Origin of the sequence: Streptomyces sp. GS7 (assembly GCF_009834125.1) — a bacterium.
Taxonomy (GTDB): Bacteria; Actinomycetota; Actinomycetes; order Streptomycetales; family Streptomycetaceae; genus Streptomyces.
The window spans coordinates 3103959-3124942 of record NZ_CP047146.1 but is presented as its reverse complement, the minus strand read 5'-3'; the positions used below and the strand labels follow the sequence as shown (position 1 = coordinate 3124942).

At 64.4% G+C, this 20984-nt stretch carries 25 protein-coding genes; 12 read left to right on the top strand and 13 right to left on the bottom strand.

All coding sequences use genetic code 11. The features are described from left to right. The first annotated feature begins 260 nt into the window (after nucleotides 1–260). Together GR130_RS13615 and GR130_RS13610 are read left to right on the top strand one after the other, a co-directional pair. Entirely contained in the window at nucleotides 261–1106 is an 846-nt protein-coding gene (locus GR130_RS13615; protein WP_159504968.1) for a DeoR/GlpR family DNA-binding transcription regulator, read from the top strand. A 63-nt stretch (nucleotides 1107–1169) separates the two neighbouring features. Further along, on the top strand, nucleotides 1170–1643 hold the full coding sequence (locus GR130_RS13610; RefSeq protein ID WP_159504967.1) for an SRPBCC family protein: 474 nt from the start codon (nucleotides 1170–1172) through the stop codon (nucleotides 1641–1643). A gap of 26 nt (nucleotides 1644–1669) precedes the next feature. Here the strand turns inward: GR130_RS13610 and GR130_RS13605 are convergent, their stop codons facing one another. Then, nucleotides 1670–2767, bottom strand: a complete 1098-nt coding sequence (locus GR130_RS13605; RefSeq protein WP_159509947.1) for a PLP-dependent cysteine synthase family protein — start codon at nucleotides 2765–2767, stop codon at nucleotides 1670–1672. A 318-nt stretch (nucleotides 2768–3085) separates the two neighbouring features. Between GR130_RS13605 and GR130_RS13600 the strand changes: the two genes are divergently transcribed. Then, entirely contained in the window at nucleotides 3086–3373 is a 288-nt protein-coding gene (locus GR130_RS13600) for a hypothetical protein (RefSeq protein ID WP_159504966.1), read from the top strand. A 173-nt stretch (nucleotides 3374–3546) separates the two neighbouring features. Further along, nucleotides 3547–4047 (top strand): ATP-binding protein, encoded by a 501-nt coding sequence (locus GR130_RS13595; RefSeq protein ID WP_159504965.1) that lies wholly within the window; start codon nucleotides 3547–3549, stop codon nucleotides 4045–4047. Nucleotides 4048–4117: 70 nt separating this feature from the next. Here the strand turns inward: GR130_RS13595 and GR130_RS13590 are convergent, their stop codons facing one another. Continuing rightward, the gene (locus GR130_RS13590) at nucleotides 4118–4435 is read right to left on the bottom strand and encodes an SHOCT domain-containing protein (protein WP_159504964.1); all 318 of its coding nucleotides are present in this window, start codon (nucleotides 4433–4435) and stop codon (nucleotides 4118–4120) included. A gap of 243 nt (nucleotides 4436–4678) precedes the next feature. Between GR130_RS13590 and GR130_RS13585 the strand changes: the two genes are divergently transcribed. The 3 genes from GR130_RS13585 to GR130_RS13575 are packed head-to-tail and all read left to right on the top strand — an operon-like array spanning nucleotide 4679 to nucleotide 6959. Then, a complete protein-coding gene (locus GR130_RS13585) occupies nucleotides 4679–5323 on the top strand; it encodes a TetR/AcrR family transcriptional regulator (protein ID WP_159504963.1) in 645 nt (214 codons plus the stop codon). A 35-nt stretch (nucleotides 5324–5358) separates the two neighbouring features. Further along, a complete protein-coding gene (locus GR130_RS13580) occupies nucleotides 5359–5976 on the top strand; it encodes a DUF4865 family protein (protein ID WP_159504962.1) in 618 nt (205 codons plus the stop codon). Continuing rightward, nucleotides 5973–6959 (top strand): phosphotriesterase family protein, encoded by a 987-nt coding sequence (locus tag GR130_RS13575; protein ID WP_159504961.1) that lies wholly within the window; start codon nucleotides 5973–5975, stop codon nucleotides 6957–6959. Before GR130_RS13580 ends, GR130_RS13575 begins: the two co-directional genes overlap by 4 nt. 367 nt (nucleotides 6960–7326) lie before the next feature. Here GR130_RS13575 and GR130_RS13570 read toward each other — a convergent pair whose 3' ends face one another. Together GR130_RS13570 and GR130_RS13565 are read right to left on the bottom strand one after the other, a co-directional pair. After that, nucleotides 7327–7533, bottom strand: coding sequence for a DUF397 domain-containing protein (locus tag GR130_RS13570; protein WP_159504960.1), 207 nt, complete (start codon nucleotides 7531–7533; stop codon nucleotides 7327–7329). Then, on the bottom strand, nucleotides 7520–8407 hold the full coding sequence (locus GR130_RS13565) for a helix-turn-helix domain-containing protein (RefSeq protein ID WP_159504959.1): 888 nt from the start codon (nucleotides 8405–8407) through the stop codon (nucleotides 7520–7522). The genes GR130_RS13570 and GR130_RS13565 overlap by 14 nt, the downstream gene beginning before the upstream one ends. A 328-nt stretch (nucleotides 8408–8735) precedes the next feature. Between GR130_RS13565 and GR130_RS13560 the strand changes: the two genes are divergently transcribed. Continuing rightward, complete coding sequence (locus tag GR130_RS13560) at nucleotides 8736–9059, top strand: hypothetical protein (RefSeq protein WP_159504958.1); 324 nt, start codon at nucleotides 8736–8738, stop codon at nucleotides 9057–9059. A 423-nt stretch (nucleotides 9060–9482) separates the two neighbouring features. Next, complete coding sequence (locus tag GR130_RS41815; protein ID WP_443043597.1) at nucleotides 9483–9746, top strand: DUF7848 domain-containing protein; 264 nt, start codon at nucleotides 9483–9485, stop codon at nucleotides 9744–9746. 185 nt (nucleotides 9747–9931) lie between these two features. On the opposite strand, the gene GR130_RS13555 is transcribed toward GR130_RS41815, so the two are convergent. From GR130_RS13555 to GR130_RS13515, 9 genes are all read right to left on the bottom strand, one after another. Next, nucleotides 9932–12625, bottom strand: a complete 2694-nt coding sequence (locus GR130_RS13555) for a hypothetical protein (RefSeq protein ID WP_159504957.1) — start codon at nucleotides 12623–12625, stop codon at nucleotides 9932–9934. A 349-nt stretch (nucleotides 12626–12974) separates the two neighbouring features. Next, the gene (locus GR130_RS13550; protein ID WP_159504956.1) at nucleotides 12975–13436 is read right to left on the bottom strand and encodes a hypothetical protein; all 462 of its coding nucleotides are present in this window, start codon (nucleotides 13434–13436) and stop codon (nucleotides 12975–12977) included. A gap of 77 nt (nucleotides 13437–13513) precedes the next feature. Continuing rightward, nucleotides 13514–13999, bottom strand: coding sequence for a hypothetical protein (locus GR130_RS13545; protein ID WP_159504955.1), 486 nt, complete (start codon nucleotides 13997–13999; stop codon nucleotides 13514–13516). A gap of 590 nt (nucleotides 14000–14589) precedes the next feature. Next, on the bottom strand, nucleotides 14590–14871 hold the full coding sequence (locus GR130_RS13540) for a hypothetical protein (protein WP_159504954.1): 282 nt from the start codon (nucleotides 14869–14871) through the stop codon (nucleotides 14590–14592). 367 nt (nucleotides 14872–15238) lie between these two features. Next, nucleotides 15239–15904, bottom strand: coding sequence for a hypothetical protein (locus GR130_RS13535; protein ID WP_159504953.1), 666 nt, complete (start codon nucleotides 15902–15904; stop codon nucleotides 15239–15241). Next, nucleotides 15897–16046 (bottom strand): hypothetical protein, encoded by a 150-nt coding sequence (locus GR130_RS13530; RefSeq protein ID WP_159504952.1) that lies wholly within the window; start codon nucleotides 16044–16046, stop codon nucleotides 15897–15899. Before GR130_RS13530 ends, GR130_RS13535 begins: the two co-directional genes overlap by 8 nt. Before the next feature lie 434 nt (nucleotides 16047–16480). Continuing rightward, on the bottom strand, nucleotides 16481–17596 hold the full coding sequence (locus GR130_RS13525) for a hypothetical protein (RefSeq protein WP_159504951.1): 1116 nt from the start codon (nucleotides 17594–17596) through the stop codon (nucleotides 16481–16483). 250 nt (nucleotides 17597–17846) lie between these two features. Further along, on the bottom strand, nucleotides 17847–18566 hold the full coding sequence (locus GR130_RS13520; RefSeq protein WP_159504950.1) for an ATP-binding protein: 720 nt from the start codon (nucleotides 18564–18566) through the stop codon (nucleotides 17847–17849). Next, the gene (locus GR130_RS13515; protein WP_159504949.1) at nucleotides 18532–18957 is read right to left on the bottom strand and encodes a hypothetical protein; all 426 of its coding nucleotides are present in this window, start codon (nucleotides 18955–18957) and stop codon (nucleotides 18532–18534) included. Before GR130_RS13515 ends, GR130_RS13520 begins: the two co-directional genes overlap by 35 nt. 182 nt (nucleotides 18958–19139) lie before the next feature. Between GR130_RS13515 and GR130_RS13510 the strand changes: the two genes are divergently transcribed. The 3 genes from GR130_RS13510 to GR130_RS13500 all read left to right on the top strand — a co-directional run bounded on the left by GR130_RS13510 (nucleotide 19140) and on the right by GR130_RS13500 (nucleotide 20513). Further along, nucleotides 19140–19439: a hypothetical protein gene (locus GR130_RS13510; RefSeq protein ID WP_159504948.1), complete on the top strand. Its 300-nt coding sequence runs from the start codon at nucleotides 19140–19142 to the stop codon at nucleotides 19437–19439. Between the two features lie 502 nt (nucleotides 19440–19941). Continuing rightward, nucleotides 19942–20091 (top strand): hypothetical protein, encoded by a 150-nt coding sequence (locus GR130_RS13505; RefSeq protein WP_159504947.1) that lies wholly within the window; start codon nucleotides 19942–19944, stop codon nucleotides 20089–20091. Further along, nucleotides 20088–20513, top strand: coding sequence for a hypothetical protein (locus GR130_RS13500; RefSeq protein WP_159504946.1), 426 nt, complete (start codon nucleotides 20088–20090; stop codon nucleotides 20511–20513). The genes GR130_RS13505 and GR130_RS13500 overlap by 4 nt, the downstream gene beginning before the upstream one ends. The last annotated feature ends 471 nt before the right edge of the window (nucleotides 20514–20984 follow it).

Sequence of the window (20984 nt, the reverse complement as noted above, 5' to 3'; positions counted from 1 at the left end):
GTGTGTGATGCGGCGCGTGATGCGGAGTGCGGTGTGCCGTGCGGTCCGTGGTCCCCCGGGATTGTCTCTTTCCCCTGGGAGTGACTTCATCCGGGTTTCGGTTCCCGCGGTCCGCGGGGTCCGCTGCGGGTGCCGTGCACAGCGGCGTCGGGGCCGTTGTCGGACCCTCGTGCGAGGATGAGGGCACCAGTGATCGCGGGCGGCGGGCAGCCCGTGTGCAGGACCCGGGACGCGGTGCCGGGCGGAAGGGACGGGCCGGGGTGAGCGACAACCAGAACCTCCTCGCGGAGCAGCGGCGTGCCCTGATTCTCGACGAGGTCAGACGGCGGGGTGGGGTGCGCGTCAATGAGCTGACCCGCCGGCTCAGCGTCTCGGACATGACGGTCCGTCGCGATCTGGACGCGCTGGCCCGCCAGGGCATGGTCGAGAAGGTGCACGGCGGCGCGCTGCCGGTGAGCGACCCGAGCGCCCATGAGCCGGGGTTCGAGGTGAAGTCGGCGCTGGAGCTGAGCGCCAAGGCGGAGATCGCCAAGGCGGCGGCGCGGATGGCGGTGCCGGGCAGCGCGATCGCGCTGGCGGGCGGCACGACCGCGTTCGCGCTGGCGCACCAGCTGCTGGAGGTGCCGGAGCTGACGGTGGTGACGAATTCGGTGCGGGTGGCCGATGTGTTCTACAACGCCCAGCGGGCCGCCGCCAGCGGAGAGGGGATGCCGGCCGCGGAGGCGGCGACGGTGGTGCTCACGGGCGGGGTGCGGACGCCGTCGGACACCCTGGTCGGGCCGGTGGCCGATGCCGCGATCCGGTCGCTCCACTTCGATCTGCTCTTCCTCGGGGTGCACGGCATATCGGTGGAGGCGGGGCTGTCGACGCCGAATCTCGCGGAGGCGGAGACCAACCGGCATTTCGTGCGGTCCGCGCGGCGGGTGGTGGTGGTCGCCGACCACACCAAGTGGGGGACGGTGGGCCTGAGTTCGTTCGCCGGCCTGGACCAGGTGGATGTGCTGGTGACGGATGCCGGGCTGCCGGCGGAGGTGCGGGCGGAGTTCGCGGAGCTGCCGACCGAGCTGGTGGTGGCGGGCGAACCGGCCGCCGGCGCAGACATCTGACGCCGCGCCGGTCAGGGTGTGCCGCCCTGTCCCGCCGGCCGTCTCCCAGGGGGTGCTCGTACCGTGCCACGCCGACTCCGCCCCGTCGGGCTCGACTTCGTCGCCGGCGCCCCGCTGCGGCTGGTGTTCGCCACGGAGGCCGCCGCACCGCCGGAGATCGTGCACCGAGCTCTGGCGGAGGACGTGGCGGGCTGGGCCGACTGGTTCACGGGGGTGTCCCGTTCGGCACCGACGCGCGACGGCGCGGGCCGCGACATCCGCCTGACGGGCGGCGCGCGGTTCGGCGAGACGGTGCTGGCCGCCGAGCCCGACGCGCACTACGCCTATCGGGTCGACACCACCAACGCCCCTGGACCGCGGGCCCTGTTGGAGGACTGGCGACTGACCCCGGCGGGCGGCGGGACGCGGGTGCGGTGGACGTTCGCGGCCGACGGCCCGGCGCCGTTCCGCTGGCTGATGACGGCGGCCCGGCCGGGACTTGGCCGCGCCTTCCGGGACTCCGTACGGGCCCTGGACCGGCGCCTGGCCCGCCGTTGAGCCGCACCCGCCGACGCCGCGCCCGGTCAGCAGCTCCAGGTGCCGGTGGCCAGGAAGGTGTCGATGGTGCGTGCGTAGGGCGTGATGTCCAGGCCCTGCGAGGCCAGCCAGTCGTCCGAGTAGTACTTGTCGAGATAGCGGTCCCCCGGGTCGCAGAGCAGCGTGACCACGGATCCCGTACGGCCCTCGGCGACCATCTCCGCGACGATCTTCAGGGCGCTCCACAGCCCGGTGCCGGTCGAGCCGCCCGCTTTGCGGCCGATCGCCGTCTCCAGGGCGCGGACGGCGGCGACGCTGGCCGCGTCCGGGACCTTCATCATCCGGTCGATCGCGCCGGGCACGAAGCTCGGCTCCATCCGGGGCCGGCCGATGCCCTCGATCCGCGACGCGGTCTCGCAGTTGGTCCCCGCGTCGCCGGTGAGCCAGCCGTCGAAGAAGCAGGAGTTCTCCGGGTCGGGGACGCAGACCCGGGTGTCGAACTGCATGTAGTGGACGTAGCGGGCGATGGTCGCGGAGGTGCCGCCGGTGCCGGCGGTGGCGACGATCCAGGCGGGCTCGGGATAGCGCTCCAGCCGCAGCTGCTGGTAGATCGACTCGGCGATGTTGTTGTTTCCGCGCCAGTCGGTGGCCCGCTCGGCATAGGTGAACTGGTCCATGTAGTGCCCGCCGGACTCGGCGGCGAGCCGGGCGGAGACCTCGTAGACGGTCCGCGGGTCCTGGACCAGATGGCAGGTGCCGCCGTGGAATTCGATCAGCCGGGTCTTCTCGCGGCTGGTCGTCGCCGGCATCACCGCGATGAACGGGACCCCGATCAGCGAGGCGAAGTACGCCTCGGAGACGGCCGTCGAGCCGCTGGAGGACTCGATGACGGGCTTCCCGGGGCGGATCCAGCCGTTGCACAGCCCGTACAGGAACAGCGAGCGGGCAAGCCGGTGCTTGAGGCTGCCGGTGGGGTGCGTCGACTCGTCCTTCAGGTAGAGGTCGATGCCCCATTCCTCGGGCAGCGGGAAGCGCAGCAGGTGGGTGTCGGCGGTGCGGTTGGCGTCCGCCTGGACCTTGCGTACCGCGTCTTTGAGCCAGTTCCGGTAGTCCGGATCCGTGCGGTCGACGTCCGTGGTCGGCAGGACGGTCGGCGTCGGCTCCTGGGCCGCGCTGCTGCGGTCGGGCCGGCTCTGCGGCTGTGGTGCGATGCTCACCGGCGCACTCCTCAACGGGGGGTTACGAGCCCGCGCGCAACGGCGGGCCGGTTCCGACTATAACCACCCTCCGCACGCTTCTCACCTGCATAAACATCACTTTGAGGGGCCCCAAGAAGGCCCTGGGGGACGGCTGTTGCCCGCGTCGCACCCGGGGCGGCACTGGTATACGCGGCGCAGTGGGGGCAAACTTCCCGAGAGGGGCGGTGGACGGCACCAGCCCGGGGCGCCGAGGAAGTGGTGGGGATGGCGGAGTCGGAGTTCAACGCGACCGGCGTACGGATCGAGCGGTGGCTGCGGTCGCTGACCAGGGCGGGCCAGGTCCGTATCAGCAACGGGCGGCTGGCGCTGCTGACCAGCTACGGCACGGAGATCGACAGCGCTCCCCTGGGCGCGGTCGAGGCCCACAAGCCGCTGTTCGCCGCCCGCGACCGGGCGCTCGCCATCCTCAACGGGAACCGCTACTCGCTCACGCTGGGCGCCCCCGACCGCTTCCTCAAGGCCGTGGAGACGGCGCGTCGGCCACGCGCGTGAACGCCGGCTGCGGCTGAGGTGGTGCGGTTGCGGGGGCGCACCGCCTGCATGACCCTGGACACGTATCACTGAGGGTTCACCAGCGGTGACGTTGTGATGCAGCCGGCATCGCTGGATCCGATCTTCGCCCCTGCCCGGTAAAGGGGCCCCGACCTCATCAGGGAGTCGCGGTCGTGATCAGGCAGCCCAGCAGACACTGCACGGTGGAGCTCCAGGCCGTCCCGGCCCGCATCGGGCATGTGCGCAGGATCGTCTCCGCGCAACTGCGGTACTGGAGTCTCGACGCGTTGATCGACCCGGCGGCCCTCGGGGTCACCGAACTCCTCGCCAACGTCCACCGGCACGCCCGCCCCAGCAAGCAGTGCACCGTCGAACTGTGCGTCCTGCTGGACCAGTTGACGGTCTCCGTGCACGATCTCGATCCGCGGCTGCCGCGGATCCGGGTCGCCGACAGCTGGGAGACCTGCGGGCGCGGGCTGGCGCTGATCGCGGCACTCAGCGAGAGCTGGGGGGTCCGCCCGGACGACCCGGGCAAGGTCGTCTGGTTCACCCTCCCGGCACTGACCACCGCTCCCGAGGAAGCCCGCGCGGTCCGCACCCGCTGGGACACCGCGCCGCTGGAGGACACGGCGGCCGACCCCCGTCCCCGTACGCGGAGCGCGAGGGTCGGCTGACGGACACCCGTAGGGTCTGCCGGCCCTGGGGCCGCCGGTCACCCGGGTACGCCGGAGGCGACGGTGGCGGTCACGCCGGGCCGCTCTTGGGGCCGGCACCGAAGTGCTCCTCCAGCACGGAGAGCCGGCGCCAGTACTCCTCCTCGTCGATGTCGCCGGCCGCGAAGCGCCGGCCGAGGACGGCGATCGGCGAGGGCGTGCCGGCACCGGCCGCGGACCGGGGGGCACCCCAGGGGCCGCGGATCGGCCCGCCGGGCCCGCCGTGCCGCCACACGGTGCGGCGCAGCACGGTCACCGCGGTGAAGGCGACCGCCACCCAGACCACGGGAACGAACAGGATCCAGGGGCCCGGTCCGCCGCCGGACCAGGGCTCCGCGAGTGCGTACATGGGGATCATCTCCTTGATGGATAAGGCACCGCCGGCCGGTCAACGGTGTTCCGCCGGCTCTCTTCGAGCCTCGCCGTCCGGGGGCCGCACGTCGTCGTACCGCCAGCGGCTCCGCCCGTACGACCGGGGAAGTACACGGAACCGCCCCGCCTGCTCCCCCCTCCACCACGCCGGACGGCCGCCCCACCGCTCCCGGCCCGCACCCTCTTGATCTTTGTAACTACTGGTATGTACAGTCCCTTCATGGGCACCCCACACAGCACGAGCAGCACACCGGACAGCGCAGCGACCGCACCGGCCGGCACACAGGAGCGGCTGATCGCGAGCACCCGGGAACTCCTGTGGGAGCGCGGCTACGTCGGCACCAGCCCCAAGGCGATCCTGGAGCGCGCGGGCGTCGGCCAGGGCAGCATGTACCACCACTTCACCGGCAAGTCCGATCTCGCACTGGCCGCGATCCGGCGGACCGCGGAGGACATGCAGCGGGCCGCGGAGGAGTGCCTCGCCGGCCCGGGGACGGCGTACGACCGGGTCGCGGCCTATCTGCTGCGGGAGCGGCAGGTGCTGCGCGGCTGCCCGATCGGCCGGATGGCGCAGGACCGCGACGTCGTCCGAAGCCCCGAGCTGCGGCAGCCGCTGGACGAGACGTTCGGCCGGCTCCGGCACCGGATCGCCGAGGTCCTGGCCGAGGGGCAGCGGCGCGGCGAACTCGCCGCCGGCCTCGACCCGGTGGCCACCGCCGCGGCCGTCGCGGCCGTCGTCCAGGGCGGCTATGTGCTGGCCCGGGCGGCCGAGGACACCGCGCCGTTCGACGCGGCGGTCCGCGGCGTCCTGGCCCTGCTGGCCGCGCAAACGGTCACCCCCGCCCCGTCGCCCGGCACCCCCTGACCACTCCCCACTCCCCACTCCCCTACGGAGCCGCCGTGCACGCCATGCACTACGCCGTCACCCTGCCCGCCGACTACGACATGGAGATCATCCGGCGCCGCGTGAAATCCAAGGGGCCCCTCCTGGACACCTTCGAAGGACTCGGCCTCAAGGCGTACGGGATCCGTGAGCGCGGGGTCGACGGCTCGCCCGTCAACCAGTACGCGCCGTTCTACCTCTGGGACGACCCGGACGCCATGAACCGGTTCCTGACCGGCGACGGGTTCCGGGCCCTGGCCCGCGACTTCGGGCGGCCCACCGTCCTCAACTGGCAGGGCCTGTACCACCGTTCGGGACCGGCGGCCGATCGCCCGCCGCGCGCCTTCACCCGGCGGATCGAGCCGATCCCCGACGACGCGGACGCGGCCGGCGCCATCGAGAACGCGCGGACCGCCCACGAGGAACTGGCCGCCGCCGACGGTGTGCACACCACCGCGCTGGGCCTCGACCCGCGGCGCTGGGAACTGGTCCACTTCACCCTCTGGTCGGACACCGTCCCGGAATCGGCGGCCGGCGAGCGCTTCCGGGTGCTGCATCTGTCCGCCCCGGGCTCCGGCCGCCCCGTCGCCGCACCGCACGCCGTGACGGTCCGGCAGCCGGAGCGGCGGTCATGAGCACCGCACACGAGGCCGCACCGGCCCGCCCCGCCGGCCCCGCTGTCCGCACCGTCCTCGGGGACATCGCCCCCGCCCAACTCGGCATCTGCGACGCGCACGACCACCTCTTCCTCCGCAGCCTCCAGCTGCCCGGCCAGGAACTGGCCGACCCCGGGGCGGCGGCGGCCGAACTGGACGCGTTCCGGGCCGCCGGCGGCGCCGCGGTGATCCAGTGGACGCCGTACGGGATGGGGCGGTTCGCCGGTGAACTGCCGCGGCTGGCACGCGAATCGGGGGTGACCCTCGTCGCCGCGACCGGCTTGCACCAGGCGGCGCACTACGACCCCGAGGTCCTGGCGCGAAAGCGGGTCCGCGAGGACCTGGCCGGGCTGTTCGTCGCCGAGCTGACCGAAGGGATCGGCAGCGCCGAAGGGGGTGGCGCCGCCGAAGAGCACGGTGCCCGGCCCCGGGCCGGGATGATCAAGGTCGCCGGCGGCTTCCACGGCCTGGACCGGCATGCCCGGTACACCATGGCCGCGGCTGCCGAGGCCCAGCTGGCGACCGGGGCGGTCATCGGCGTCCATCTGGAGCTGGGCACCGGCGCCCTGGACGTACTCGACCTGCTCTGCGGCGAGTTGGCGGTCCCGCCGGACCGGGTGATCCTCGGGCACCTCAACCGCTCCCCCGATCCCGTCGTCCACCGGATGGCGGCCGAGGCCGGCGCGTACCTGGCCTTCGACGGCCCCTCGCGCGCCAACCACGCGACCGACTGGCGGCTGCCGGACGCGCTGTCCGCCCTCGCCGACGCGGGCTTCGCCGACCGGATCCTGCTCGGCGGCGACACCACCACGGCCGCGGCCCGGTCGGTGAACGGCGGCCCCGGCATGCCGTATCTGCTGCGCAGGCACCGCCGACGACTTGAACTCGCCCTGGGCGTGGACGTGGTGACGCGAATGCTCACGGACAATCCGTCCCGGGCGTTTTCGGCCGAGTGGCCGTAGCCGGTCCGCTGCGCTTTGCTTGCTTCCCACGTTGTTGGCTTTCCCGCCGTGCGCCTGCGGCGGGGCGGCTTCCCACGTTGTTGGCTGTCCCGCCGTTGCGCCTGCGGCGGGCGGGGCCGCTGCGCGGGGCTGTCGGGTGCGGTGGCGGTCCTGCGGGGCAGGGTGTCCGGACTGCTTCGCTTTACGTCCGGACACCCTGCCCCTCCGGCCCGCCCCCTCCCGTGAGTGGGGGAGTAGTGATAGACCCTGCCTGACCCGTCCTTCATGTAACCATCCGTGGCTCTGAGTAGCCATGGGTGGGCGGGCATGCGAACGGCCACCCTCCGTGACGTTGCGGAGGGTGGCCGTTGGGCTTCGGCGGGTCTGCTCAGCCGGGGAACTCCCCCCGCTTGATGGCTGATACGAAAGATGACCAGTCGTCGGCCGGGAAGACCAGCGCCGGGCCGTGCGGGTCCTTGCTGTCTCGGACAGGGACGGCACCCGCGAAGCCGTCGGCGACTTCTACGCAGCTCTGACTGCCGTTGCTGTAGCTACTCTTGCGCCACATCGTGCGCTGAGGGTCAACCTTGTGCATAGCTTCCTGCCGTTTCAGAGATCAGATCCTTTGACGCCTGCTCGTCAAGCGCCTTCTCCCAGATGTCCTGGAAAGCTGCGGTATAGCGTTCCGCCTCATGCTGCTTATCCAGGTACAGGGCTCCCGTGTAGCCATCCCGATACACCGTGGGTGGTTCGCTGGGACGCCCTTCCCCGTTGAGCGGAAACCTCAGGATGGTGAATTGCCCCGTCATCACGCCGTGGTGCAGACCGGCGCCGAACGGGACTACCTTGATCGTCACGTTGGGTAGCTCGCTGACTTCCGCCAGGTGGTTGAGCTGTTCCGCCATCACGTCGCATCCACCGATGGAGTGCCGCAACACTGCCTCGTTGAGTGCGACATTCAAGGTCGGTGGCTCGGTGGTCCTGGTGATCAAGATCTGTCGGGCGATGCGCAGATTCACTCGACTATCGATCTCGTCTGCGGACTCATCCGGATGATCAGCGCTGATGATCGCTTTCGCGTAGTCATCTGTCTGGAGAAGCCCTGGCATGAGATCACTCTCGTACCAGTCCAGCTGTGACGCTGCCTCTTCCAGCCCGATGTAGAGGTCAAACCCTTCCGGGATCACGTCGCCGTAGGCATGCCACCACCCACGTGCCTTGGTCTCCTTGGCGAGACCCATCAGCGCCGTTGTCAGTTCGGCTGGTGCGCCATAGATCTTGCACATCGCCTCAACATCGAGGCTACGCAGAGAAGTTTGCCCGGACTCGATCCGCCACAACTTCGCCTCTGACCACTCAAGCTTTCGCGATGCCGTGCGCACAGTCAGGCGTGCCCTGTTGCGTAAGTCGCGTAGATATCGCCCGAGTTGCCTACGTGGCACGGTCGAACCGGTTGCCCCTTCCGCCATGCGCCGCCCCCTTCCTCATCTCAGTGTGAAGGACTCTGGCCACTCGAAATGAAAGCAGTGAAGCGCCTCACTTCGCAATGGGGGTTGACTTATCGCTGAACTGCACTCTGAGGTCTTGCAGATTGCTTGCCATCAAGAGCATGCTGACCGCCTGTCCTGGCTTCAACTGCCTTTGAAACCAGTGCAGATGTGAGGGCTCGATCTAGTCCCGGATGTCTTCCTCGGAAGTCTCGGGAGAGAGCGCTACAGAGACACGGCCACACGCAAGACCCCCGCGACCGATGCGACCGGCCCGGGGGCGTGGCCCCAACCGTGTGGAGGTTGAAGCATGCGCAACACTATCCGAACGATCTTCGAATCGCTGCTGCGGGCGTTACTGCCCGCCGGGGGTCGGCATCGTTCGGCCGACGCACCGCCCACCCCCGAACTCCCCGACACCCCCACGCTCACGATCCCTCGTGTCCCTGCCGAACAGCGGTTGCTGCGGGGTGAGGACGTGGCGTTCCTCCGTCCGTACATCCTCACCCCCGAAGAGCGCCAGGAGCGCCAGGAGCGGCGGTTGCAGCGTGGACGGCGCCGGGCTCTGTGGCTGGCGACGTATGGCGTCGAGGCGGGGCCGCGTTGGATTCACGGTGTGGAGGTGGGGTGCTGATGGACAGCATGACTCCTCCCGTGCACCTGCCGGACCCGTACGGGGACCCTCAACCGGCGCCGGGGTGCGACGTCTGCCGGGAGCTGGTGAAGCAGCGAGCTGACGCTCGGAAGCGCCAGGAGCATGGCCGTGCCGCTATGTGCACGGTGGAGATCGGGGAGCACCCTCACCCGAAGGCGGCCCGCAAATGAGCGCCTGGTGGCGGTTGTGCGACCGGGGAGAGCGAGCGTGGAAGCGGCCTGCAAGGCATAGGGAGTTGGACGGGCAGCTTGAGCCGCTGCGGTCGGCACTCCAGGCACGTACCGCGTGGATGGATGCTCTGACGGAGCAGGAACTCGAAGAGATCGTTCGTGGTCTGGACAGGTGCATTGATGCCGTGCAGGCAGCAGCCAGTGATGCCCCGGAGCGCCCGGAGGGCACGTCATGAGTGCGCGTAAGAGCCCGCAGGAATGGACGCTCCTGTTCAATCCGAATTGGCATCAGCTGCACGTGGGGAAGTGCCAAATCTGCGGGGAATTCTGCGTCGATACCCCAACCCCGGAGGAAGCTCGGGAGTGGTGTCTCAAGCACGCTCGTGACACCGGTGACGATCACTTCGAATTGACAGCGTTCGACTATTGCAGGGCGGTTTTCACTGACCGTCCGTCGGGGACCAACCAAGGAAAAGAGCCACGCAATGTGTCCTGACAGCCCCACCGGAGAGCACGAGACAGAGCTACGAAACGGAAACCAATTGACGTGCATCTGGTGCAACCTCATCACCTTGACGAGCTATGTAGCCCAGATCAGCGGCTATAGTGGTGTCGCCTGACAGACCGAGTTGTCAGACACAGTGGGACCCTCCAGCGTGGGGCTGGAGGGTCCTTTATTTTTCAGATCGGCATGTCGGGGTCACCGTGGTGTAGGTGATACCAGGTTTGCAGTACGTGTAGCGGGTCGAGGTTCAGTATCGAGTCCGCGTGTTCTTTTTTGAGGTCTTGCCATGCGTAGAGTGCGCTGGCTTGGATGATCTCCTTCATTTTCTGCGGTCGGGGTTTGCTGCATTTTCGGTACTGCTTGACTTGGGTTCGTGACGCGACTCTGTTTTCGGCGCACCGGTCGAGGAAAAAGTCAACGAGGGGGAACCAGTCTTCCCAGGTCTTCCCGAAAAGGACCGTTGCGATTCCTTCGGCTTCGAGTAGTTCGGTTCCTTCCAGGCTGTTGGATTCCTTGCCTATTGTGGTGGCGCTCGGGGCGTGTATCCATTGGCGCCGTAGTATTCCTCGGGTTGGCGGTACACAGAGCTGTCCGTTGAGGTCTTCGAATTTCCATTCCGGGTGTACGGCGTAGTCGTCGATGACGTCTTGAAAGTTCACCAGGGGAGGCCGTTTGTGGGGCTTGATGGGGTTGTTCCTGTCCACCCATGTCACGTGCCCCCATTGCGTACTGTCGGCTTCGTAGGGTGCGATGAGCATTCCCCCTTCCGGTTGCCGGTACATGGGCTGCACCTGCCCGATCATCATGAAATTAAAGGGTTTCATTTGCTGCGGGTAGGGCTTTTTCTCGTTGAGGGTCCGGAAGGCGTTGTAGAGGTTCCAGGATGAAACGCTGTGCGGCATGAGGGCGGGGAGGGTTCCCCATTCTGGTTCTTCGTCATCGAGAATGGCACGCCACAGTTTTTCAATCCACGCTTTGTGCTTGCCCTTCTCCGGTGCCATGAGATAGCCGAGACCATGTTCCGAACTCTTGACGATGTTCCCGGCCGCGTCGGTGAGTACGTAGCGCTTGGCACTGATGACGTAAGCGTATCCGTCAAATTCCCGTTTGAGCATGTGGGGCACCAAGTCCCGGTCATAGGGGTTCAGTGCGTCGAATCGTTCAATGATGGCATCGGGATCGGCGCCAGTTACCGCACAGGAATCTGTGTCCATGAACGCGTAATAGCCTCCAGCGTCCATCACGATGCGTTCCATGAGTGCGAGCATGAGTCGGGCGCCGGATGTCGGCATGGTTGCCAGTGGCGGGTAGCAATACTCGCCGGGAGTTTCTTTGGTCGTGCTTACGCGTTGGGTTACTCCGGTACGGTGCAGCAGTTTGCCCGGTGTCGGTTGCGCGAATTTCTTGCGGTTGACCTGGGCGAAAATTCCGTAACTGCCGGAGTTCACTACGGTTTTGAGTAGCGCTGCCAATTGTGGATCGGAGTTCTTCACCCGCTGGCGTTCCTCCACTGCGTATTTGAAGAAATCCTCTTCCGGGGATACTGCGATGCGCCCCAGGAGCGACACAGGCTGAAGTGAAGGGGCGCGGCCGGCCGACGTGAACCGATACGCCTTCAACACCCTCGGAGCCTTTCCGGTAAGGAGAGTCGATGCGATTACGTCGGGAATGGCGTACCAATGTGGCTCGGTGGCGCTGAAGTAGTTGACACCGATGTTGGGGGTTTCGTCTGGCCCATAGTGAGTGCGTACGGGTAGCACGTCTTTCTCCGGCCAGACTTGAGCGATGCCGACGAAGTCAGGCCAGTTATCAGGATTCAGGCAGTAGCCCACATCGACGTTCGACAGGTCGAGGTCAAATTCCTCAGCTTGGATATCGGCAGACGTGATCAGGTCCCACAGACCCATGAGGTGACCAACGGTGGGATACATCGATGTGAAGTCGAGAACGCTCACGGGGACGTGCACGCGTCGGATGCGTGCTTCGGCCCGGCCCCCGTAGAAGGTGGACATGGTGAACCCCAACACGTCGTCCGGAACCGAGGAACGGCCCATGTGCGGGGTAATGCCCATGGCTTCGAAATAGCCTTTCGCCAATGTGGCGGGCGAGTAGACCTGATGCGCCAACTTAGGTATGGGGTGCTTGTAGAACTCCCTCAGCATGGCGTCGAAAAGGCGGGCGGTCGCGGCTACGTCCTCACGGCAATAGTCGATGTACTCGGGGGCGATCACGCCGTGTTCCGTAACAGGGTTCTTCCCTACAACGCCGAATGCCCGGCAGGCTGATTCGAGGGAGTGGGGCATGCTGGTGAGTCCGAATGACAGGGTGCGGCAGTCAATGAAAAGTCCCCGCCATTTGTGCTCGGGAGTCGTCCCCCACCCTATGAACGACTTCTTCGAATCCAGGTGCTTTACGCGAAGACGGGGGCGCCAGCGGTCGTTGTCTTCCCAGAGTTTGAACGAGAATCCGCCATCGTAGAATCCTCGTGCGGCGCCCACGTCGATGGCGATACGCGAAATGTCGAATGGAAGATTGAAACCGACCACTCCCATGCGATACCGGTAGGCTCGTCGCCATAGGTAGTGTTCGACGAATTCGGCACGGGAGAGGAAATGCAGCTTCCGCACCGCGATCGATATCGACAGGATGCGGTGATCGATCGGGGCCGTGTGGGACTCGGCGTATTCCCGCAGTGTTGCGAATCCCGCCGGATCGCGTTCCGGCAAGTCGTCCTGATAGAAGATGCCTTCTTCTATCAGGGTGAGTATCTGCCCTTCGTAGTCGAGTTCGTAGATGCGGAACGCGCCGAAGTTGAGATTCTGCACGGTGTCAGTCGTGGTTTCGGTGTCGAAAACGAGAATGTGCCTCATGGTTCCAGCCCCCGGAAAATGACGTCCATGATTCGCGGCTTAGTCGGAATGAGGTCTTCGGGCTTAGGCAGCACGAGGGGTTCGGTATCCCGTTCGGGGGTCGGGGTGGAGTCCGTAGCGTTCGGCGATTCGTCGGGCGTAGGCATTGGTGATCGTCTCCACTATGATGAGTAGTCCCAGAACCATGGCTGCGGTGCGTTGGGTTTCCTCAATGGTGCCGGAAAGGGGAACGCCTACAGCCCCCTGGCACGCCGTAATACGGCGGTGGCAATCGACGCACAGTCGGATGGTGGCGTTGCCGTTTCGTCGTCCGGCTATGTGGTGTTCTTCGTAGCGCACATTCACCCTTTCACGCGGCGGGGACGTAGATGGATTCGACGTTCATTTGCCCAGTGATTGCGAGTTGGTACAGCTGCATGCTCGCTCCGGCAAGTGGAATGTTTTCTCCGGTGTCTACGTCTTGCACGGTGACTCCAGCCATGGCGTTGACTTTGTCGGCCTGGCCTTTCTTCGCCCATAGCTTGGCGGCATTCCAGTGTTGCGCGACTTTGCTACGGTCGGCTTTGTCGAGTCGCACCCGCCGTAGCCCGTCATCGGTGAGCACGTTGATATTCTTCGCGTTGCGAACTCGGTAGGCAGTGAACTCGGCCGGTCGCCGGGCCGCGTCGCGTGGGTGCTCAGGTGTCTCCCGGTGACCTCGTGCGGATTTGAGGGATGCCCCGGATTCATAGGCTGCACGGTCGATGCCGGACCTTTCGAGCCGTGAGCGGTATCCGTCGCTGAGGGAGGACCATTCGCGGCGACTGGCCACTAAGCGCCCCTTTCAGCTACAGGAAAGGCGGGGCACACGTTGCCCATTGCGCGTGCCCCGCCAGTTTTCCAGGGTGATCAGGCGAGATAGAAGGTGGTCGCCTTTCGCCAGTCCCCACCATCGTTGGGCTGCTTCCGGGAAATGGCCCCAGTATCCGCGTTGTACCAGTATTCCGATGCGCTCAATCCGTCATCGTGCCTAATCGGACCGCGCTGTCGTTCGATGCGCTCGGTCAATTCCTTGTACTGCTTGCATATTCCGGTCCCTCCGTCGCTGAACACCGCGAGAGAGTTGTCTCGGCGCATAATGACCACCGACACGTACTCGCTGTTGTTTCCGTCATGGAATCGCCACTCCAGCGAAATGAACGGGACACCAACGAGTTCGCGCTTGTCCTTGATGACGGGGTAGGAGTTGGAGAATTCCTCATAGTTGACGGCATGGGATGCGACGGATTCGAATCCGGCTTCTCGGATTCGGGTGAGTTCTTCATCTGTGAAGCGGGTCATCTCCGCTTCGGGGGTGGTGGTTACGTCGGTGCTTTGCGTCGCCTTACGCGGCACTGTGACCTCCGTGTGTCGCTCGGTGGGAGAAAGACTCTAGGACGATGTCCCCGGCACCGCCAGGGGTGGCTTATTCGTCTTTACTATGGATGATCGCTGACCTATAGCGAGGAAATCTAAAGCAAGTCCCGCGGAAGTGACTCGAAGTCATTCACATTCGCCTGCGATCTCCGCAGGCGACGCAAACGCACGCGGAATGCGAAACGAAACCTCAACAGAAACAGGTACTTTTTCATGCGGAAGTCCCTCCGTTGCCCGGACGGGGCTTGACGCTGCCACCCGAACTCCCCGGCGGGTTACCGGAGTTGACCCCCGAGTTCCCGGTACAGCCACCCTGCACCCGCGTCGCGTCATCGGTCGTGACCCCCTGCGGCAGCACGAACACCGCCGGGGCCTGGCTGGTGGGAGTGGTCCCGTCGTTCACGGCCTGGCCCTGCTGGCCGGTCCCCGCCGGCATACTCTGACCAGCAGGTTTCTTCGATGAACCCTTGAACTTCTCCCAGAGATACATCGCTGCGACCCCACCGAGAATCCACACCCACATGGGCCAGGGCCCAAGATCACGGGTGAAGAACTCACGGTCCACCCCTTCAGCCATCACGGCCCCCGATCACCTGCGTGGTGGCCGAGTACGTCTGGCCCCGGTAGCGCTGTTCGGTCAGCCGGTTCCGGCGGGGCCGGGTCATGTTCCGGGGCTTGTTGCTCCCGGCCGTCCTGGCGGTCCGCATGGCGACGGGGGTACCGGTGTGGAGCCCTGTCCGGTCCTGGTGGCTCTCCCCACTCCAGCGGCGCCAGGTGAAGGTGTCCATGTGCAGCTCGGCCCTGATGGGGCCTGAGTCGGTCCATCGGATCGGGTCGGCGACGGGTCGCATGTTGCCCGCCCGCCAGTACGGCTCCCTGCGGCGCGTCTCAACGGCGCCTGAGGGGTTGGCGAACACGGGGCCCCCGACACGCTCAATCGGCCCCCAGGCGTGCCGTACACGGCCACTCTCGGGCGGTCCGCCGGACGCGTCGCCCCGTCGCAGGGTCGCCGTGTCAGAGCGTGGCTGGGCGTACGGCAAGGGGGTGCTACTGCGGTGACCCATCACGACCACGACCCCCCGCCCGTTGCCGCCTTGATCATCGAAGAGAACGACGAACCAACGGAGTTCACCAAGCTGGGCCCCTGCGATCCCGGACGCACAAGGACCATGATCCCGGCGACGATAATCACGCCGGTAAGAATGTCAACGACCTTGTTCACGTGCTCACACTTCCATTCCCTTGATTACTCGGCGGAATTCCCGGTCCCGTTGTTGTTCCGGTGCCGAAACCGCTATTGGTGTTGGTCGGCCAAGTGACACCGGAGAACAGCGTTTGCTGTTTGGTGTCACTCGACTGACTTGCATTCGCCCCTCCGTCACCAGATTGAAGAGCCTGCCCGAGTTTCCCCAAAGCGCCGGAGAGCAAGAGCCCTTCCCTGGCCGTCCCTCCATAGACCAGCAGACCCAGCACAATCAGCCCGCCAAGTCCGGACGCGACCTTTCCTGTCCTGGCTCCGAATTTGGAAGCCAGCATCAGGAACACGAAGGTAAGCCACACTGCGATAAGGCGTTTGAGCCACGCAACCGGTGAAAATTTCTTCGCCACGAGGGGAAACAGAGCGATGATTTCCAGGGCTACGAGGAATTCAGCCTTCACTGCCTGGGGGTAGCGTCCGGTGGCCTTTGGTAGCGGAACACCAGGACGTTTCCCTTTCGCCTTCCCCTTCGGTGCCGGCGCCCCCTTTGACTTTCCCTGCGTCTGCCCCTTCGCCTGGTCTTTCGCTCCCTTGGCAGCAACCGCCATGGCGCCCGCCTTAACGGCGGGGATCGGTGCCACTTTGGCGGCAACTTGGGCGGCTTGTTGGACCTTTTCACTAGGCACCGCCGCCCCCCTTCTCGGTCGCCTGCACCTTCCCGAAGAACTGACCGAGCATTTCCGACATGGTTCCCTCGTGGCCGTGTACGCCGATCCATATCAGCATGGCTCCCACACCCATGAGCATCAGCCCGATTACGTCACCCATGACCAACGGCAAAGGTCAGTGGCTTCAGCAATCACCAGACGTGCCGAGCACTGGCGGAAGAACTCCGCCAGGAGCGCGTAGGCAATTGCGCCGAAGACGACGCCAGTCGTGAACCTAGACCCCATTGCGGAGCCCCTTGAATCCAGCCAGGAGAATTGTCGGGGAGATCAGCAGCGCGGCCAGCCACCCGACAAAGAACGCCATGACGATGTGCTTATTCATTCGGTATCAACCCCCGTGAGCATTCCGGAAGACATTACGGAGTACTGCATAGGTCGCGAACTCTGCCAACACCAGAAGAACGAGATAGACGGAAGTCGGATGCCATGCCGTGACCCCTCCCTTTCGGGAGAAATTAGGGCTGTTGACCGGCTGGCTGTTGGGGATATCCCCGGAAGACCCTCCGAGATCTACGCCGAGTCGGTATTGCATCCTCAGACCCCCTCAAGCTCGACCGGAACCGGTGCCACGGGAACAACTTCATCCGTGATGAACTCGGCAGTTCCGGGCACATTTGCAGCGTCATTTGGTGTGGACGACTCGATGACGAGATACGTAGCGTTGGACGTACCGAGCCAATACTCACCGATCAGGTCACCAGGACGCCGGAAACGCGGAATCACATACACGCCAGTCTCACGATGGCTCGTGCCATTCGCGAGGAACGGGTAGAAATCCGCCATCTTATTCACGATGGTGGTCGGAGAGAAAACCGAAAGAGAACGGTCATCCAGACGGAACCGTACCGGCGACGAAAGATAATCCTGCCGGACCCCCTTCGAATCACGCGCCACAATGATGAGGCACCGCACCTCATTACCCGTGTTCGTGAGCTGAAAGGTGTTGTCGGCCCCGGCAGCGTTGAGTGTGAGAATCTGATGCCGGGTAATCGCAGCAACCGCCAACCCATCGGGCCGGGCCTGAATGGGATTGCCATGCAAGTCCGCCGTATCCGTCTGTGCCCACGCTTCCATCACGCCCGTGACGGTCGTAATCGGCATGGTCGCCGGAACGGTGCTGTAGACCTGTGAAGCGGGAGCCATCGTGATCCGAATGCGGTACTGCGCCCTGGCGTCAGTGTTCGCCAGGACTCCGGCAGTGTCACGAATTTCGGGGAACATGCGCAGTTCGAAGGAGAAATTCCCGCCGGAGTGCCCGATGTTCTGAGCACGCGGCCCCCGTGCCGGGTCGCCGTGCCATGGCGAACAGTATTTGTTCTGGAGATACCAGGAGAACCCGTTCATCGGGTACTTGATGGGAGATCCGTCGATGTTTTCCAGGGAAATACTCTGGATAATCGACCATGGCGCGTCCTGGTGGTACTTGGCGCTTCCAGAACCGCCCGAGTTGCTGACCTGAATACGTATCCCCCGCAGAAATCCACCGGGCGTGATGTTGTGGACGTATTCGTGAGCGGAAGAGTCCTGGACTAGCGAGAACTGGAAGTTTTGCTCACTGTAGTGGTTGGAGCCGACGACGAATGGAACACCGCCGGTGCCAATTGTGGCGCCAGGCGCCGCACCATTGGCACCATTAGTGGCAGCGGGCATGTGAGTGATCCCTTCAATATTGGAAGGCCATCGCCTTTCCTAGATGGTTCGCAAAAGAGCTGTTGGCCGCTGTCAGATGAGCTGCAATAAGGCGCCAAAGGGTGCCCACCACGACTATTCCGAGAAAGGCACCAAGCGCCGCCATGGCGCTAAAATGCGTGTGCATATTCACCTCCGTTCGACATGACGAAGTGAAACCCGGAGGAACCCCGAGAAAATGCTTTAGCGAGAGGCCCCGCAGCCCAGGGTACTACGCGATCCGGGAAATATAAGCAAGTCGTTTTCTGCGATGAATAATGAGGAATTCTCGCGGCTCAAGAGACATGAGAACGTCCGTGTACTTGCGCCTTCCACCGATAATCTCAGCAACTCGCTTTGTTTCATCCTCATCACTGGGCCGGAAAGCGACTGACCACGTTGGTTCCGAATGCATGTAGCGGGATACGTACCTTGGTCGCTGCGTTGTAGCGACGATGGTGATCCCGAGTGACCTTGCCTCTCTCCAATACTTCGTGATGAAAGGCTGAAGGCGTAGATCTTGTTCGACGTAGGCGATTTCGTCGAAAGCGACGATGGTGTTCGCGTCAGGTTTCCACAGTTCCGAGAGGACTTCATAGACGGCCTTGCGTTGCTGTGGAATCCCTTCTGCCAATCCCGTTGACTTCGGCCAGAGGATAACGCGTTCCTCCCCATAGGAGGGTGGCCATGTACGGCGTATCTTCCAGTCTCCAGTCCTGGTCAGCCGGTCCATAGTTTTGTCAGCGGGTTTCGTCACAATAATGACTGCATTAGCCCCGCTGCGTCTGGCTCGCTGGTCAATGGCATGCAGCATAAAGAACGATTTCCCGGAACCCGTCGGCCCGAGAATCGCCAGGTGTTCCGGTTCCCATTTCCCACCCGGCCATCCCCATGAGTTCATGAATTCCGGCCCGAGTTCAACCCAGGGGACTCGTTCCGGGGGCATCGTCACCCCCGTTCTCAAAACGAGAGGTGATGTGGTGCACCCGTACCGCCTGTAGAACCGGTGTGATGTGCATGAGCAGTGGGATTACCCGGCCCATGTCGGCGGTCTTTGTGAGGTATTTCCGTGCCCATTCGCTTTTCATGGCCAGTGCTGCAAGGTCTTCGGCGATCAACGGTGCCTGTTGTCCGAGAACTCCGGCGCATACGTCGTCCTGTGTGCCCCAAAAAAGTGCGGCAAGCTGCATGAAAGCCTGCAATTGGTCTCGAATCTCCGCCTCAATCGACGCATTCGACCGCCTACCCCGCCCCTTCTTCGACCTTTCTCCGGGCTTCGGCTCTTTAGGTGCTGCTGTCGGATCGGATTCGAGAATATCGAACTCAATTTGTGGTATCGACATGACTCTCCCGGATCGGGTGCTGAGTGCTTACACTCAAAGCATGCCAGCGAATTCCAGGAAACGGCAGGTGCGTTCCAACCCGCCTATGCCGGCACCTGCATCTTCGCTGGTCAGAGCATGAAAACGCGGGGTGCCTCACGGCCCCACGACCGCCAGGAAAGGCAGGGAAAATCGTGGCACGTTTGAGCGCCAATGAAAAAGCACTTCTCAAGCGGTTGATGGAGGAAACAGAACAGGAACAGACCGAATCGGAACCTGAGAAGATTGCTGATCAGGTGGACGCAGCCGGGTCGGAAGAGATCATAGTTTTCCGGGGGAATGCGGAAGCGTTCAAGAAGGCTTTCGGGCTCACGGCGGCGGAATCTCCACAGAAGAACGAGGAACCGGCGAAGGAATCGACCGAGGAAACCGCTGAAGCTGAAGGGAATTCAGAGCGGAAGAAGGAACCCAAGGCACCGTCAAGGAGCAGGTATTTTGGCTGACTCCGTCGTTCAAGCGATTCTTGACGCCACCAAAGACCCCCACGTTCGGGAATCCATGCTTCTGGGCTCCCGACTGGAATCGAGTTGGAACCCCAACGCTGTAGGCGACGGGGGCACTTCCTTCGGTCCCTTCCAGATCCACCTGCCCGCACACCCCGGCGTCACGGCCCAGGAGGCGCGAGATCCCTCATGGGCAACCCGATACATGCTTAGCGCCTACCAAAGGGGAGCCTCATCACAGCCAGAGTCCCTGTGGCGCTCCGACCCTGAGCGTGCCGCAGAACAGGCTGCGGTAGCCGCTGAAGCCCCGGCACAGAGCTACTACGCATCAGGCGGTGCTGAGAGCGTGCACGCGGCCTGGCGGGCTACGACGGGCGCTCTCGGGGGTCATGCGCCGGCCGACGGAGCGTCGCCAGGAGGTGGCGGCGCTGGCACTCCGGGGACGGCGCAGGATGCGGGGCTCTTCGACTTCGGGATAGGCGGACTCATCTCCGCACTTGCCATGCCGCTCACGCTGATTGCGCAGCCTTTCACGGAGTTGGGCACCTTGCTCACGTGGTGGTGGACCAACCGCATGAAAGTCGCGTTCATCGCTGTGGGAGTCGTGTTCTTCATTATCGGGCTGGTCTTCTTCGCAAAGGACAACCTATGAAGTTCAGAATCAAGGCTGGAGCCGAGGTTGATTTCCTCACGAAGGATGAACTCAATCAGGTACTCACTGACCAACTGGGCCCGTGGAGGGGTGGAGTTCGGTACAAGCGCATCCCCTACTCCGGAACTCTTCCCGTGACCGTCGATGCGCCGGAATCCGGCTTCGTGTGGTCGGTCAAGCTTCTCTCCGTCGTGTTCGACGCACGCAGCCCGCTTCGCGTGTATACGCAGACAACCGACCCGTCGTCACTGGTTGGCGTAGAACGTGGGGACGACGTCGATCACGTCATGCGATGGCAGGACAACCAACTCACCCTGTTCGGTACTCAGCCGCTCATCGTGGCCGGTTCGGGAGTGGCTGAGCGTGCTTCCGGGCTCATGTACGTGGCGGAAGTCCCGGTGGGGCGGGAATGGCAACTCTGACAGCACGCGGCGAATGGTTGGTGATGCCCTGTCACATGCCCACGGTATGTGAGGAGTTGGGAGGAACCTTGATCACATAGGCACAGTTTATTCACATGCAGTCAATGTCACGTTCGGTTAGAGTTCAACTACTGTTCGAGCACGTACGAGCATTGGGGGTCAAAAATGTTGGAGGATGTCTCTATTGAGATAGTCCCGGAGAGCGACGTTCCGGCCGGGCGGGGGCGCCCCGGGCCCACTGTCCCTCCCTGGCTGCTAGAAGCCGTCGCCGCAAGCGCCAATGACGGCGAGTGGCGTTCCGCCGCAGTCAAGCGCATTGAGGACGCAGACAAGCTCCTAAAGTTGCTGCACCACGTCAACCGATCCACCCGCTACCCCTTCCACGTGGCTACCCGCCGAGGGGGATTGGGCGTCGCCTTCAAGGCCGAGCGAGAGCAGGCGGACCACGATGGTTGAGCCGAAGCTCATTCT

Excerpts from the sequence above, each read along its gene's own strand:
- GR130_RS13600 (WP_159504966.1), top strand. The coding sequence starts at position 3,086 with ATGGCGGAGTCGGAGTTCAACGCGACCGGCGTACGGATCGAGCGGTGG.
- GR130_RS13590 (WP_159504964.1), bottom strand. The coding sequence starts at position 4,435 with ATGTACGCACTCGCGGAGCCCTGGTCCGGCGGCGGACCGGGCCCCTGG.
- GR130_RS13585 (WP_159504963.1), top strand. The coding sequence starts at position 4,679 with ATGGGCACCCCACACAGCACGAGCAGCACACCGGACAGCGCAGCGACC.
- GR130_RS13575 (WP_159504961.1), top strand. The coding sequence starts at position 5,973 with ATGAGCACCGCACACGAGGCCGCACCGGCCCGCCCCGCCGGCCCCGCT.
- GR130_RS13570 (WP_159504960.1), bottom strand. The coding sequence starts at position 7,533 with ATGCACAAGGTTGACCCTCAGCGCACGATGTGGCGCAAGAGTAGCTAC.
- GR130_RS13565 (WP_159504959.1), bottom strand. The coding sequence starts at position 8,407 with ATGGCGGAAGGGGCAACCGGTTCGACCGTGCCACGTAGGCAACTCGGG.
- GR130_RS13560 (WP_159504958.1), top strand. The coding sequence starts at position 8,736 with ATGCGCAACACTATCCGAACGATCTTCGAATCGCTGCTGCGGGCGTTA.
- GR130_RS41815 (WP_443043597.1), top strand. The coding sequence starts at position 9,483 with ATGAGTGCGCGTAAGAGCCCGCAGGAATGGACGCTCCTGTTCAATCCG.
- GR130_RS13555 (WP_159504957.1), bottom strand. The coding sequence starts at position 12,625 with ATGAGGCACATTCTCGTTTTCGACACCGAAACCACGACTGACACCGTG.
- GR130_RS13540 (WP_159504954.1), bottom strand. The coding sequence starts at position 14,871 with ATGCGACCCGTCGCCGACCCGATCCGATGGACCGACTCAGGCCCCATC.
- GR130_RS13530 (WP_159504952.1), bottom strand. The coding sequence starts at position 16,046 with ATGGGTGACGTAATCGGGCTGATGCTCATGGGTGTGGGAGCCATGCTG.
- GR130_RS13525 (WP_159504951.1), bottom strand. The coding sequence starts at position 17,596 with ATGCCCGCTGCCACTAATGGTGCCAATGGTGCGGCGCCTGGCGCCACA.
- GR130_RS13515 (WP_159504949.1), bottom strand. The coding sequence starts at position 18,957 with ATGTCGATACCACAAATTGAGTTCGATATTCTCGAATCCGATCCGACA.
- GR130_RS13505 (WP_159504947.1), top strand. The coding sequence starts at position 19,942 with ATGCCGCTCACGCTGATTGCGCAGCCTTTCACGGAGTTGGGCACCTTG.
- GR130_RS13500 (WP_159504946.1), top strand. The coding sequence starts at position 20,088 with ATGAAGTTCAGAATCAAGGCTGGAGCCGAGGTTGATTTCCTCACGAAG.